This is a genomic window from Bacillus sp. FJAT-28004, from assembly GCF_001280845.1.
In the GTDB taxonomy this organism is placed as follows: Bacteria; Bacillota; Bacilli; order Paenibacillales; family Paenibacillaceae; genus Pristimantibacillus.
In genome coordinates this window covers 18,256-33,271 of sequence record NZ_LGHP01000002.1, presented here as the reverse complement: position 1 = coordinate 33,271, position 15,016 = coordinate 18,256, and the positions used below count along the sequence as shown (strand labels likewise).

At 47.3% G+C, this 15,016-nt stretch carries 9 protein-coding genes and 1 other annotated feature; all 9 genes read right to left on the bottom strand.

The genetic code is table 11. The features are described from left to right. Positions 1 to 19 precede the first annotated feature (19 nt). The 9 genes from AC787_RS22485 to cobA all read right to left on the bottom strand — a co-directional run bounded on the left by AC787_RS22485 (position 20) and on the right by cobA (position 15,013). Complete coding sequence (locus AC787_RS22485) at positions 20 to 1,441, bottom strand: SPOR domain-containing protein (protein ID WP_054027228.1); 1,422 nt, start codon at positions 1,439 to 1,441, stop codon at positions 20 to 22. Positions 1,442 to 2,776: 1,335 nt separating this feature from the next. Continuing rightward, positions 2,777 to 4,171 (bottom strand): UDP-N-acetylmuramate--L-alanine ligase, encoded by a 1,395-nt coding sequence (gene murC / locus AC787_RS22480; RefSeq protein WP_054027227.1) that lies wholly within the window; start codon positions 4,169 to 4,171, stop codon positions 2,777 to 2,779. A gap of 7 nt (positions 4,172 to 4,178) precedes the next feature. After that, positions 4,179 to 5,564, bottom strand: a complete 1,386-nt coding sequence (locus AC787_RS22475) for a bifunctional folylpolyglutamate synthase/dihydrofolate synthase (protein WP_054027226.1) — start codon at positions 5,562 to 5,564, stop codon at positions 4,179 to 4,181. Positions 5,565 to 5,593: 29 nt separating this feature from the next. Further along, the gene (locus tag AC787_RS22470) at positions 5,594 to 8,236 is read right to left on the bottom strand and encodes a valine--tRNA ligase (protein ID WP_054027225.1); all 2,643 of its coding nucleotides are present in this window, start codon (positions 8,234 to 8,236) and stop codon (positions 5,594 to 5,596) included. Positions 8,237 to 8,292: 56 nt separating this feature from the next. After that, positions 8,293 to 8,533: a binding site (T-box leader), on the bottom strand. 121 nt (positions 8,534 to 8,654) lie between these two features. Beyond that, on the bottom strand, positions 8,655 to 9,959 hold the full coding sequence (locus AC787_RS22465; protein ID WP_054027224.1) for a LysM peptidoglycan-binding domain-containing protein: 1,305 nt from the start codon (positions 9,957 to 9,959) through the stop codon (positions 8,655 to 8,657). A gap of 89 nt (positions 9,960 to 10,048) precedes the next feature. After that, entirely contained in the window at positions 10,049 to 11,050 is a 1,002-nt protein-coding gene (locus AC787_RS22460; protein ID WP_054027223.1) for an RluA family pseudouridine synthase, read from the bottom strand. Between the two features lie 91 nt (positions 11,051 to 11,141). Beyond that, positions 11,142 to 12,443 (bottom strand): glutamate-1-semialdehyde 2,1-aminomutase, encoded by a 1,302-nt coding sequence (gene hemL / locus AC787_RS22455; RefSeq protein ID WP_054027222.1) that lies wholly within the window; start codon positions 12,441 to 12,443, stop codon positions 11,142 to 11,144. Between the two features lie 4 nt (positions 12,444 to 12,447). After that, positions 12,448 to 13,446, bottom strand: a complete 999-nt coding sequence (gene hemB, locus AC787_RS22450; RefSeq protein ID WP_054028144.1) for a porphobilinogen synthase — start codon at positions 13,444 to 13,446, stop codon at positions 12,448 to 12,450. Then, positions 13,427 to 15,013, bottom strand: a complete 1,587-nt coding sequence (gene cobA, locus AC787_RS22445; RefSeq protein WP_235561094.1) for a uroporphyrinogen-III C-methyltransferase — start codon at positions 15,011 to 15,013, stop codon at positions 13,427 to 13,429. Before cobA ends, hemB begins: the two co-directional genes overlap by 20 nt. Between the last annotated feature and the right edge of the window lie 3 nt (positions 15,014 to 15,016).

Here is a 15,016-nt window from a genome sequence, read left to right as displayed (position 1 = left end):
TACGCATGAACCTATTCGTTTACAATGCACTGATCTTCTCAAACCATTCTTTTTGCGTAATAATCACTTTCATTACTTCCGCTTGAGTCGTCCATAAATGTGCTTGAGAAGGCTTTTTATCGTACTCGATCATCGTTTTGGCTGCCGTATTCATCGCTTGAATGAGCTTATCCAGATACGACTTACCATCCGCATCCACTATACCTATTCGCAGCGTTTCTGCGTTTTCTGTCCATTTTTGATGCTCGGCTTTCCATGAATCTGCTGCAACATCGCTCAGTGGTGATAATGTAGGCTGTTCAAGCTGAGCTATTGTTAAATCATCCAACATTTGGACGAGTGCAGCCGTTTGATCGAAGAAGGTTTGAGCCACCTTTTGATCGCCTTTAAACGGTATTTTTCCTGGATTTACTATATTTACTTCCTTAATATAAAGATCTGTTTCCGGCATCATATTTCGAATGACCTGAGCCTCTTTGCGATCACTGCCCATTCCCACATATACGCGATAATCGGAAGCACTCGTCATTGCGGCTCCAGCAAGCCCCTTAAGGGCCAATTGTGCCATAGCCGCATCCCTGCCCTCAGTATTGCTAAAGACTCCGAATTGAAGCATGAAATAAGAACGATCCAGCCCCTTAAGTGCAGCCATCGCGATATTTGGATCCGGTTTTGCAACAGGATCGTTTTTGTTTTCAAGTCCCACTTCCTGCTCGCCCGCATTTTCACTTACTATAGGCTCTTTACCTGTTTCCCCTTTGATAGAGTCCCCGATCACCGGCAGTGAATCCGGCTTATCACCATTGCCTCCAGGCCATATGCTTGCACCCGTAAATAATGACAACAATAAATAACCAAACAGCGCTCCAGTAGCGAGCGCAGCTGTCACAGACAAAAACACATTAAACCAAGATGGCGCTCCCGCCTTACGCTTCGTTCGAGCATAATGAACTTTTTTTATACTGATCTCGTCATCTACGAACTCATCCTCATATGCTTGATGCGGCTCCTGCACGTAATCCCTATCCATATAATTTTCATTGTGTGGCTTTTGATTCTCAATCTGCTCATACGGATAATCCATCTCTGCTCGTTTGGCCGTTTTTTTCTTTTCTTTTGGGGGATTGGGCCGAGCCGGCTTTGGCGTTGATACCGGCTTAGAATCAGCATCTCTAATAAGCTGCTCCAATGCGCCAATATCCTCTTGGAACGGACTGTTCCACGGACTGATTTCGCTGACCGAATGCTGTTCTGTAGATGGATATAGGGGAACAACTTTCTTTGAAACCGTCTTATTCGAATTGTTGCTTGGGTTAATAGAGGAAGCTGCTTTACTATCGTGAGCCTCTTGCTGGTTGTCATCGTTGCGGCTTTCTTCGTTAACGGACTGTCCATTGCCATTACGGTCAAAACGATAAGTAATACGATTTTTCTGAGTCATTTCATCCACTCCTTGTCCCTTTCATCTAGTATTAATCTATGAGACATTTAAGAGATTTAGACCGGGGCTACCTTTAAATAGATTTAAATGCTTTTCGAACCCACCCAAACCCTCCCTTCCAAGGGAGGGCCCCAAGGGTTGCACCCTCTGGACACCCACAATTGGACTAACGAGTGCCCGTAACAGACGTTCATAAGCTCATGTGGCGTGGGAGCGCTCCGTCCCTCTGGGACCCGCTGGAAGCCTCTTTAACCTAGTGCACCCTCTGGCACCCTCCATTGGGCTAATGACTGTCCGTAACTGGATTTCATAAGCTCAGTGGCGTGGGAGAGCTCCGTCCCTCTGGGACATGCTGAAAGCCACCTTAAGCCTAGTTGCACACTCTCTGGCACCCGCCATTGGGCTAATGATTGTCCGTAACTGGCTTTCATAAGCTCATGTGGCGTGGGAGCGTTCCATCCCTCTGGGACCCGCTGGAGGCTTCTAAATCCTAGTTAGTATAAGTTCGGGCCGAGCATGGTGAGTAGTTAGAGTTTGTATGGAGGGATCTGGCGCTCTGTTAAGTTGTAGTTCCTGCGATAGATTCACTTTCGTACCACTGCCTATTCAGATACGTCTAGGCTCCGCTGTGTTAATACAGTAGAATTACTACTCACTTGAACCTCATATTTCTGTTTAAGACCAATACTGTTTCATTTTTGTCGCGTTGCTCCCAAATCTGTATCTCATGTAAACGCTAAAGAATCTTCTAACAGTAACTTGTTTATTACGTTGTAGTTTCTGCAATAGAATCCAACTCTCACCGCTACCTACTCGCCTACGTTGCAGTTTTTACAATAGATTCACCCCATCCAGCCTCGTTTTCCAATCTGAAGGCCTTTTCTACTGCATTTCTGCAACGTAGCTCCTAATCCGGTGCGCCATGTCAGGTTTCTATTGCACTTTCTGCAACGTAGTTCAATAAGGCGTAGCCATTCATCACACAAAGTTTTAAAACATCTCACCTAAACAAATTTTGATAGTCATAGTTACTTTTACTATTTCGTGTAAGTTTAGTGGATTACCTGATGGGGTTGGGGTTGGGATTGGGAAATTTGCGTGTTAGACAAAACAGTAAATTAAGTAGTTGAGTGAGCTGAGGTAGTTATAGTTGGGTAATTGTGCGTGTTGGACAGAACAGTAAGTTAGGTAGTTGTGTGAGTTGAAAGTTTGAATCGATTCGATAATCGATAAATTTATTTTATATGAGCTTCAGCAGATCCTTTTTCACATAGAACCTCATAATCATACAAAATGCCCGATGATTCCAATATGGAACCGCCGGGCATTAAATGCTTACTGGTTGGATTTCAACGATTTGGCTAACGAATCCGCTACCTTCCAAATGTCGCCTGCTCCCATTGTGATAACAAGATCGCCAGGTGCGACCCGCTCAGTCAAGTATGCAAGCACTTCTTCTTTGGTTGGAATATATTCGGAATTCGCGTTGCTGTTGCTTTTGATAAGCTCCACCAGCTTGCGGGATGTCACTCCTTCGATTTGCAACTCGCCTGCTGGCGAGTATATATCGGTAATGATTACCTCATCAGCTTCAGGGAATGCACGGCTGAATTGCTCGAATAAGAAAAACGTCCGCGTATAACGCTGTGGCTGAAAAACGGCAATAATACGCTTACCTGTTGCTTTTGCAGCACTGATTGTCGCTCTGATCTCCGTCGGATGATGGGCATAATCGTCAATGACCAAAATATCATTAACTTCTCCAAGCACCTGGAAGCGCCGTTTTGCGCCTCTGAATGACTGAATCGCAACAGCAATCTTGTCAAAGGACAAGCCTGCTTCAAGACATGTAATAACCGTAGCCATTGCATTGTACACATTATGAAGACCTGGGACTGATAGCTCCACATCTCCAAGCAATGCCCCTTTATGCGTCATCGTAAAGGTTACCTTCCGGTCTCCGAGAACGACATTTTGAGCTTTATAGTCTGCATCGCCGTCAATGCCATAAGTGACTAGCTGCGATGAATTAATATTGCCTTTATATACTTGCGGTATCAGTTCGTTAACCGTCTCGTCATCCGCGCATACAATTGCCTTGCCGTCCGCTTTCACCTGTTGCAAAAACTGCACATAAGCAGCCTTCAGCTTACCGAAATCACCATCATAATTTTCAAGATGATCCGGCTCAATATTCGTCACGATAGCTAGCGTAGGGTGATAGTGGAGGAATGAACCGTCACTCTCATCCGCTTCCGCTACGACGTATTCACCTTTGCCCGCTTTTGCGTTTGTGCCTACATTAACGATTTCTCCACCGATAATATAGGTTGGATCCGCACCGCAAGATTCCATAACAAGCGCGATCATTGAAGATGTCGTCGTCTTGCCGTGTGCGCCGGCTACCGCGATTCCTTTGCCTGCATTCATCAATCTAGCCAGCATTTGCGACCGGTGCAAAACAGGAATGTTAAGCTCCTCTGCAGCTTTCCGCTCTACATTATCCTTGGAAAGCGCCGTGGAGTATACGACCAAGTCCGCTCCATTCACATGCTCGGGCTGATGACCGATATAAATGCTGGCACCATTTGCTGCAAGCTTCTCTGTTAATTCTTGACGTGCGACATCGGACCCGGTCACCTTATAGCCCATTTCCAGCATAACGCGGGCAATGGCACTCATTCCGTAACCGCCGATTCCGATGAAATGAACGTGTTCTGCCGTATTCAAAGACGGTTCACCAACCTTTTTCAGAATCCGAGTCATACAAAATGCGGGAGCGAACGTCAGCAATTAAATAAAGCGTGCCTGTCACGACTCCAAGGTCTGTTTCCCCGGTTAACTGTTGTAGTTTTTGTAATGCTGCTTGCCAGTTCTGTTCCACTACAAGCTCGAAAGCGTACTGATCTGGCTGTTGCTGACGCATTTCACGTACCAAATCAGCCAAAGCAGGAGCATCTTTTTTCATTCGATAATCAGGCTCGGTCACAATAAGCGTATCCACTATTGGTAGTATATGCTTAAGAACATCCTGATGATTCTTATTCTCCAGCATACCCATCATAAGATGTAAACGATCATACTTGTAAGTATTTTTCAAAGCGTCCACGAGTGACTCCGCACCTTCTGGATTATGTGCGCCATCAATCAAAATACGAGGCTGCTCAGAAACCATCTCAAGGCGTCCCGGCCATGCAGCCGTCTGCAATCCTTCTGATAACACTTCATCTTCTACAACTAGCGCATTATATTGACGAAGCACCTCAAGCGTCATGACAGCAACCGCTGCATTCGTCCGTTGATGGGCTCCATTAAGCGTTATTGTTAAAGGCTCGATGCTGCGGAACAAATTTTCGAAGCGGAAAGTCTGCTCATTCTCACGAACCGAGATTGCCGTTTCATGGAACTGTTCGCCTAACAAGTATAGCGTGCTTTTCTTGTCGGCAGCCACTTGTTTAATAACCTCAATTGCCTCTGGCTGAGTAACCGCGCTAATGACCGGTATTCCTGCTTTAATAATGCCAGCCTTCTCGCTCGCAACAGCAGCAATCGTATCACCGAGCTTATCCATATGATCATGTCCAATATTCGTAATTACGGTAACAACCGGTTGAACGATATTAGTCACATCAAGTCTGCCGCCAAGTCCAGTCTCCCACACAACATAATCGGGATAAGTGACTTTCGCATAAAATAGGATAGCAAGCGCCGTAGATACTTCAAACATCGTAGGCGAGCCTAGCTCTGTCTGAGCAAGATCCTCAACATGAGGTTTCAGCTCATTAGCAAGCCTAAGCAGCGTCTCTTCTTCAATATCCATGCCGTTATATTGAAACCGATTCGTAAATTTCGTTATATACGGTGATGTAAATGTGCCTACATCATATCCGCCGCGCAGCAAAACGCTGGTCAAATAAGCACAAGTAGACCCTTTGCCATTTGTTCCCGCAATGTGAATAAACTTTAATCTGCGATGCGGATTATCTAACCGTTCCATCAATTGCTCGATCCGCTCAAGACCTGGACGAATACCAAAAGGAATAAGCCCAGTAATCCAATCTACCGCTTCCCGGTAGGATTGCAGCGGCCCTGCTGGCCGCTGCTCTATTTGTTGATCCGTCATTCTAATCGTCCTTCTTCCGTTTTGCAGCGTTATCCGCGCAATTCCGCAATTCTAGCTAGTACCTTGTCGCGTTTGTCTGCATAATCGTTCATTTTGGCGCGTTCTTCATCAATTACCTTGGCTGGCGCTTTTGCCACAAAACCTTCATTGCTGAGCTTCTTCTCAATCCGCTCTACCTCGGTATTCAAATGCTGATGTTCCTTCTCCAAACGAGCAATTTCCTGTGAAATATCAATCAAACCGGCAAGCGGCAAATAAATCTCAGCACCAGTTAGGATCGCAGTCATTGCTTTGTCCGGCGCGCTAATGTGCATGCCCGTTTCCAGACTTGACGTACCGCAGAAACGTTTAATAAATTCTTCGTTGCGGGACATAATAGCAGCTTCTGCCTCACTAGCAGGCTTAATCAGCATTTCAATCTTTTTGCTCATCGGAACATTTACTTCTGCACGGATATTGCGCACTGAACGGATCATCTCCATCAGGAGCTCCATCTCTTTCACAGCGTCCGGCGCTTCAAGCGCAGTATCATAAACCGGCCATTCTGCCAAAGTGATCGTATCGCCGACATGAGGCAGATGCTGCCAAATCTCTTCGCTGATATATGGCATGAACGGGTGAATAAGACGCTGTGTACGATCTAGCACATAAGCAAGTACCGATTGCGTAGCTTTTTTAGCTGCTTCATCCGTGCTGTAAAGACTAAGCTTAGCGAACTCAATATACCAGTCGCAAAGATCGTCCCAAATGAAATTATACAATAAACGTCCAGTTTCACCGAACTCATAGCTGTCGATTAGACGTGTTACATCACGAACCGTTTCATTCAGGCGATGCAAAATCCAGCGATCCGCTGTGCCAAGCTTAACAGTGATATCAATATCAGCTGCTTCAACCCCTTCAAGATTCATCAGCGCGAAGCGTGATGCATTCCAAATCTTGTTCGCAAAGTTGCGCGATTGCTCAACCTTCTCCCAGCGGAAACGCAAATCCTGTCCTGGCGTGCTGCTTGTCGAGATCATATAACGCATAGCATCTGCGCCATATTTCTCGATAACCTCAAGCGGATCGACACCATTGCCCTTCGACTTGGACATCTTTTGTCCTTCGGAGTCACGAACAAGCCCGTGCATCAGCACATCCTTAAACGGAGATTGCTCTGTAAACTCAAGAGCTGTGAAGATCATTCGGGATACCCAGAAGTAAATGATGTCATAACCCGTTACGAGTACATCCGTTGGGTAATAACGTTTCAGGTCATTCGTTTCATCCGGCCAGCCTAGCGTAGAGAACGGCCATAATGCAGAGCTGAACCACGTATCAAGCACGTCATTATCTTGGGTAAGGTGGTCGCCTTCCATATTCTCACGGGAGACATGTGTTTCACCTGTCGTCTCATCATACCAAGCCGGTATGCGGTGACCCCACCATAGCTGCCTCGAAATACACCAATCGCGTACGTTCTCGATCCAGTGCAAATATATTTTCTCGAATCTCTCTGGTACGAAGTTGACACCTTTTCCAGCCTTTTGAGCTGCGATTGCAGCCTCAGCTAGAGGTTTCATAGCAACGAACCATTGTGTAGACAAATATGGCTCAACAACGGCGCCGCTGCGCTCACTGTGACCAACTTGATGCACATGATCTTCGATTTCCACGCATACCCCTTGCTCCTGCAAATCCTTAACGAGCTGTTTTCGGCAATCCGCACGGTCGAGACCTTGATAAGGACCAGCTTCAGCGTTCATTGTACCTGTCTCATCCATCACAATGATCTGCGGCAGACTGTGACGCTCGCCAACTTCAAAGTCATTTGGATCATGCGCAGGCGTAATTTTTACGGCACCTGAACCAAATTCCTTATCGACATACTCATCTGCAATAATCGGAATTTCGCGTCCAACTACTGGAAGCACGATCATTTGTCCAATCAAGTGCTTGTAACGATCATCCTCTGGATGAACCGCTACAGCTGTATCGCCGAGCATCGTCTCTGGACGTGTCGTTGCAACCGTTATAAAGCCTGAACCGTCCTTAAGCGGGTATTTCAAGTGATACAGATGACCATTGATTTCCTTATGCTCTACCTCAATATCTGAAAGAGCTGTGCGAGCAGTAGGGTCCCAGTTAATGATTTTTTTGCCGCGATAGATCAAGCCCTTATCATAGAGCTTAACAAAAACCTCGCGTACAGCCTTGGAGAGACCTTCATCCAAAGTGAACCGCTCTCTCGAATAATCGAGGGAAAGTCCCATCTTCGACCATTGATCACGAATCGTACTTGCGTACTCATCCTTCCACTCCCATACTTTCTCTAGGAATGCTTCACGACCTAGGTCGTAGCGCGAAATTCCTTGCTCACGCAGCTTCTGCTCAACTCTTGTCTGAGTCGCGATGCCCGCATGGTCAGTTCCTGGCAGCCAAAGCGTGTCGAAACCTTGCATCCGCTTCGTTCTAATTAAAATATCTTGTAGGGTAAAATCTAACGCATGCCCGATATGCAGCATTCCGGTAACGTTAGGAGGCGGAATAACAATCGTATACGTCTGCGCGTCCGGTCGTTTGCCTGCCTCGAAAAATTTTCCCTGCATCCAGTAATCGTACCATTTCTGCTCAGCTGCCTTAGGATCATAAGTTGTCGGCATTGCAGTTGTCGTTTGATTTTCTGACATTCGTCCATCCTCCATAAATCGATCTACAAAAACAAAAAAAACCTGCCGCCCTTATCATAAAGGACGAAAGGTTAAGCTTCCGTGGTACCACCTTTGTTCCACGCGAAATGTATCCGCATGGCACTCAAACAGATAACGGCTGTGGCCGGCCTGACTTCGGTTGAGCACATGTTGCTCCTACTTGGCTCAGGCAACTCCGGGGCGACTCGTAGCAGTCACTTCCTGCAGAACCTCTCAGCGTAACGGTTCCACTCTCTGAAGGCTTTGCTGCCTACTATTCCCCATCAATGTCGTTATAACGCATATATACCTTTAATCATACCTTTGTTGCTCATCCGAGTCAACCATGGCAGATATAAGAAATGCCCCTATCGCTCAAATTTATGAGCAATAAGGGCATTTTCGTTCATTATGACCTCTATGGAATGTATAACAGCTGTCCTTCCGACACGCTTGAGTCGTCTAAACGGTTGTACATCACGATTTCTCTTGGGTTCATACTGTAACGCGATGCGATGACATCAAGCGTCTCGTCCCGCTGCACAATACACATCCGAATTTTCTTAAATTCCTTATCTTCCGAGCGTTTGCCTAGAAATAAGTTTTTCCACTCAATCTCATCGCCGGAAGCCTGTACTCTAGCTTCCTCATCTGCCCGCTGCTGAGCGACTACCTGTTCCGCGGCCTGACGTGCTGCTTGTTCACGCCGACTCGTCTGAAGCAGTGTGAGAATGCCGACGTCTCCTGCCAAACCAGAACCCTCTTGCGGCTGCTTGTTTGTAATTGCGATACGCGGCTCCTGCTTTTCCTGCTCTGGAACAGGACTCTGCTGCGGGAAAGCCTCTGCTATTGGAGCTATTGGAGCTATTGGAGCTATTGGAGCATCGATTCGTTCTGACTCTTGACGCTCCTCTTCCAAAGCTTCCTCGCTTGAAGCTTCAACAGTTGAATCGCTAGAAGAATCATTCGCAAACGGCGAGGATGTCGCTAGCCATCCCTCGTTGTTTGATTGCTGAGAAGATAGCGATATCTCACGTTCTTCTTGGCGTTCTTCTTCCTGGCGCTCCTCTTCCTGCTGAGCAGGCGATGAGAATAAATGCGAAGACGACCAGCCACCTTCTGATGATGCGGAAGAGATTGTAACGATAGCTTCCTCCGATTCATCCGATTCGTCGGCAATTTGCTCGTTAGAAATCTCCTCTTGTGCAGCAAAATCAATCTCTTCCGCTATGTACGTTTGTTCATTAGCGGCATTCTGACTAATAAAGGCTTCCAAAGCTCGCTCATCATAAGCTTCCCGTTGATGAATGACAGTGAATGGTTCTTCTCGCCAAATGTCCTCAGGCTCCTGAATAGGCTGAGCAGAAATACCACGTAATGAAAGAACGCCTGTAACGTTTAACGTTCGAGCAGACAAAAGATCGACATCAAAATTATCAATTTCAATCGAAATATCATCCAGCCGTGATATGCGGTTCATTGGCAGCGTTATTTCGACCGGTATCCAGTGCTCCAGCGTCAGGGAGTTTTCGGAATCAGATTGACTCCTATATACCCCGCTGAGCAGAAGCTGCCCTCTAAGCACAGCATGGTCCCCTTGATCGATGACTTGAATTCGAGGAACTAGCTCAATTTCCTCCAACTCGTCAATTGCCGCAACATCATCGGGCAAGTGGACGCGCTCATACACATCAAAACGTAATCCGTTCGTTTGATCCGACACGCCTAAGTCCTCCCCTCTCATACTGAATGCTTGGTCTAACATTACATTCACTACTTATCTATATGGTAGGTAGGGCAGGAGCATGACTATCATTTTGAACGGAACTCCATGTCTTCTGAAAGCTGCATCAACCATTGCGGCCAAGGTGAGGCTGCTTCCATCAGTGAATCCGTCAGTGGATGAGGAAAAATCAGTTTTTCCCCATGCAGCGCTTGATGTTTCAAAAGCTGTGTGTCGCCTCCATACAAACCGTCCCCCAGCAGAGGATGCCCGATATGGCTTAAGTGCACACGTATTTGATGCGTTCGTCCAGTCTCTAGCTTTACTCGTACTAGCGATAATCGGGCACTTGCTGCCACGACCTCGTAATGACTAATTGCAAGATCGCCATTTTCTGAGACTCTGCGCCTTGCCGGGTGATGTCGATCCTTCCCAATAGGGGCATTTATCGTACCCGAAGGTTTTGACAGCCGGCCTTGAACCACAGCCATATATTGTCTGTCAATTGCTTTCGCTCTCATCGCCTCATCAAGCTTCCACTGGGCCAAATCATTTTTTGCATATAATACAGGACCCGAAGTATCATCATCTAACCGATGGATATGTCGTACATTCAAAGGATCGCCTTGGCTTAAAAGATGCCATGCTGCCGCCTCATCGAGTGTTCCGCTTTGGCCAGGAGACGAGCCATGCACAGCCATACCAGATGGCTTGTCGAATACGATGCAAAAATCGTCCTCATACAGCACGGCTGGTAAATCAATCTTTTTGTCCATTCGCAAATGCCGGTACGAAACATCGCTGCGCGGGTCGACTGGCGGAAAAGCAAGCAGCTGCAGCCGTTCCCCGCTCCACTGAATGCCTCCAATTGAAAACAACCGATTAATCCACTTCTGCGGAAAAAAGGAACGGGCCAGCAGCCACTGACGCACAAGGTGCGGATGACTGCCAGCCCGCGGCTGTGCAAGCTCCGGCAAAGCTGCCGGATCCTTTTCCGAATCGGGATTAATGGTTTCAGAGGCGGCGGTGCCAAGAGCCGCAAAGTCCAGCTCCAGCCACTGTCCATTCCTCTTCATTTGACCATTAATCATAGAACGTTCCTCCTCCTCGTAAATGAAACAAAAAATAACTTCGTTTCCTCACGAGTCTTTATCCTTCACTTCAAAATACAGCAAAGCTATTTTACAATCGGCTAAACGCCATTTCATGCGCTTCGATCGTTGCATCGATGTCCTCATTCGTATGAACCCCAGATACGAACATGCCTTCGAATTGCGAAGGGGCAATGCTTACACCCAAATCAAGCATCGCTGCAAAATACGTCTTAAACCGTTCCAAATCGGATGTTTTTGCCGTTTCGAAATTAATGACAAACGTATCCGTGAAGAACGGACAAACCATGGAACCGACACGGTTAATCGTGTTAGCAATGCCATGCTTGCGTGCATTCGCTTCAAAACCGAGCTGCAGCCTAACTGCTTGACGCTCCATATGTTCATACACTTCAGGGGTTAACAGCTTCAATGTTGCATAACCTGCCGCCATCGCAAGCGGATTGCCTGATAATGTACCTGCCTGATAGATAGGTCCGCTTGGAGCAATCATCTCCATTAGCTCCCGTCTACCGCCGTATGCGCCGACCGGCAAGCCGCCTCCGATTACTTTCCCGAAGCAAGTAAGGTCCGGCTTGATACCGTAGAGTCCCTGCGCGCAGTTATAGCCAACGCGGAAGCCCGTCATCACCTCGTCAAAAATAAGAACGGTGCCGTACTGCGATGTAACATCGCGCAAGCCTTGCAAGAAACCAGGCAACGGTGGAACAACGCCCATGTTGCCAGCTACCGGTTCAACAATGACACAAGCGATTTCCTCACCAAACTTTTCGAAAGCAAGCTTTACCGATTCGATATCGTTGTAAGGCACCGTAATCGTATGCGAAGCCACATGTTCCGGAACACCAGGGCTGTCTGGCAAGCCAAGCGTCGCAACACCTGAACCTGCTTTAATGAGCAGGCTATCCGCATGACCATGATACGAGCCCTCGAATTTCAAAATCTTGCTACGCTTCGTATAGCCGCGTGCAAGCCTTATTGCGCTCATCGTCGCTTCCGTACCCGAGTTGACCATTCGAACGATATCAACAGAAGGCACTCGCTCGCAAACAAGCTCAGCCATCAAAGTCTCAAGCTCTGTCGGGGCGCCAAAGCTTGTCCCCTTCTCCGCCGTACGTTTAATCGCTTCGATAACTTCAGGATGGGCATGCCCCATAATTAAAGGGCCCCATGATGCTACATAATCGATATAGCTATTGCCATCAATATCATAAATACGGCTGCCTTGTCCCCGCTCCATATATACAGGGTTCAAACCCACCGATTTGAACGCTCTAACTGGGCTGTTCACACCGCCTGGCATTACTTTTTTCGCTCTTTCGAATGCCGCTACCGAGCGTGCATCATTTCTAAGGTTCGACTGATCACTCATCTGTTTACCCCTCTCCCTTCAACCAACGAGCTGCATCCTTTGCATGGTACGTAATAATGAGATCAGCACCAGCACGCTTCATGCCGAGCAAGGTTTCAAGGACGATCGATTGCTCATCGATCCAGCCATTAGCTGCAGCGGCCTTCACCATCGAGTATTCGGCGCTTACGTTATATGCGACAACCGGCAAATTATAACTATCTTTAAGCAGTCTTACTATATCCAAGTAAGCTAGAGCAGGCTTGACCATGAGCATATCGGCACCCTCTGCAATATCGGACTCGGCTTCACGAAGCGCTTCGCGCACGTTGGCTGGGTCCATCTGGTACGTCTTACGATCGCCGAATTGTGGCGCTGAATGTGCGGCGTCACGGAAAGGACCGTAGTAAGCAGAAGAGAATTTCACAGAGTACGACATAATCGGAACATCACTAAAGCCTGCATCATCTAGTCCTTCACGAATAGCAAGTACAAAGCCGTCCATCATATTGGAGGGAGCGATAATATCTGCGCCTGCTTCCGCTTGCGACACTGCTGTTTGTACGAGTAAATCCAAGGAAGAGTCATTATCCACCTCAGCTATGCCTGTTTCCTCATGCACATGAACAATACCGCAATGACCGTGGTCGGTAAATTGGCATAAGCAGGTGTCAGCGACAACAACAAGCTCCGGCGCCCACTTCTTCACTGCTTTTATTGCTTGTTGAACGATACCATTCGCATCATAAGCCGAAGATCCTAAAGCATCCTTATATTCTGGAAGGCCGAACAGCAGCACCGATTGAATGCCGGAGGCAACGACTTCACGAATTTCTTGCTCCAAAAGATCCATCGACAGGTGGTATACACCCGGCATAGATGGAATTTCTTCTTTTATATTTTGACCATGCGTAACGAATATCGGATATATAAAATCATTTACACTCAGCACGGTTTCTCTTACCATGCTCCGGAGAGCAGACGTTTTGCGTAATCTGCGATTTCTAACGGTTGGGAAACTCATCATTTAGTACTCCTCCTCGACTAGCAAGTTGTTTTTGCTGATAATCATCGATTGCCTGAAGCAACCCATCGAGCGTTGAATCCTCTGGCTCAATAGTTACGTTCAAGCCTGCTTCTATTGCAGTCTTCGTTGTAAGTGGACCGATGCTCGCAATTGGAATGCCCGCTAATAATTGGACAGGATCTGCTATTCCCTTGCGTCTTAATACTTCAAGCAGGTTTGTCACCGTGGACGAGCTGGTGAATGTAACCATGTGAATTTCTCTCTCTCGGATCCATTCGAGTGCAAGCTCATCCTGTTGATCGACAATGACCGTTTCATAAACATCGATTTCCGTTGGCACAAGTCCCATGGCTTTCAGTTCACGTGGCAATACCTCGCGGGCAAGATCTCCTCGGGGCAGCAGCACTCGTTCTCCGGCCTTCAGCTGCGGTGCTAGCTTATCCAGCAGTCCTTCCGCATGGAATTTCACAGGCACCTCGTCAACCACTAAGCCGCGCTTTGCAAGCGCCTCAGATGTCTTTGGGCCAACTGCAGCAATTCTCGCGCCAAAAAATCTCCTAATATCGATATTGAATTTTCGAAGCCATTCAAAAAAATACTCTACGCCATTTACGCTCGTAAACATCAGCCATTGATATTGTTCTGCTTGTTCCAGTTGATCCTTCAAGTTAGCTATAACGGCTGGGTCAGTTGGTTCAATTGTTTCAATGACTGGAAACTCGCATGGCTCTCCGCCCAGCAATTCAATTCGTTCAGCAAGCTCACTCGCCTGTGCTCTAGCCCGTGTAACTAGAATGCGCAAACCAAATAGCGGCTTGTTCTCATACCATTTCAGCTTCTCTCTCTGCAAAACAACCTCGCCAACTACGATAACGGCAGGCGGCTGGAAGTTCGCTGCTTTGACGATCGCCTCAATCGTCGCAAGCGTGCCGACAATTGTACGCTGTTCAACTCGAGTTCCCCAGCGAATGAGTGCAACCGGCGTTTGAGGAGGCTTGCCATGCTTGATGAGCTGTTCAGAAATATATCCTATTTTGGCAACACCCATTAGAAAAATAAGCGTTCCCGTAGCATTCGTTACTTTATCCCAGTGAATAGAGCGATCAAGCTTATCCGGACTCTCATGACCCGTAATAATGGACAAGGACGATGCCAGATCACGATGTGTGACTGGAATGCCTGCATAAGCGGGAACAGCAATTGCCGAGGTGATGCCTGGCACGATCTCGAACTCAATTCCGTTATCATAGAGAAGTTCCGCTTCTTCTCCAACTCGTCCAAAAATCGTAGGATCTCCACCTTTCAGACGAGTAACGATCTTGCCTTGCAACGCCAAGTCCACAAGAAGCTGATTGATCTCCTCCTGCTTCATCGTATGACGGTCAGGCAGCTTGCCGACATAGATCCTCTCAGCTCCCGGCTTCACATATCGAAGCAATCTTGGGCTTGCCAAGCGATCGTATACGACAACCTCACATTCCTCCAAGCATTGCAGTCCGCGCACAGTTATCAGCTTCGGATCTCCCGGTCCGGCGCCAACCAAATATACCTTCCCCTTGTCCAAGCC

What these genes read in the sequence shown, in the direction of transcription:
- AC787_RS22460 (WP_054027223.1), bottom strand. Translation starts at nt 11,050, where the DNA reads ATGATTAATGGTCAAATGAAGAGGAATGGACAGTGGCTGGAGCTGGAC.
- AC787_RS22485 (WP_054027228.1), bottom strand. Translation starts at nt 1,441, where the DNA reads ATGACTCAGAAAAATCGTATTACTTATCGTTTTGACCGTAATGGCAAT.
- hemL (WP_054027222.1), bottom strand. Translation starts at nt 12,443, where the DNA reads ATGAGTGATCAGTCGAACCTTAGAAATGATGCACGCTCGGTAGCGGCA.
- hemB (WP_054028144.1), bottom strand. Translation starts at nt 13,446, where the DNA reads ATGAGTTTCCCAACCGTTAGAAATCGCAGATTACGCAAAACGTCTGCT.
- AC787_RS22475 (WP_054027226.1), bottom strand. Translation starts at nt 5,564, where the DNA reads ATGACGGATCAACAAATAGAGCAGCGGCCAGCAGGGCCGCTGCAATCC.
- AC787_RS22470 (WP_054027225.1), bottom strand. Translation starts at nt 8,236, where the DNA reads ATGTCAGAAAATCAAACGACAACTGCAATGCCGACAACTTATGATCCT.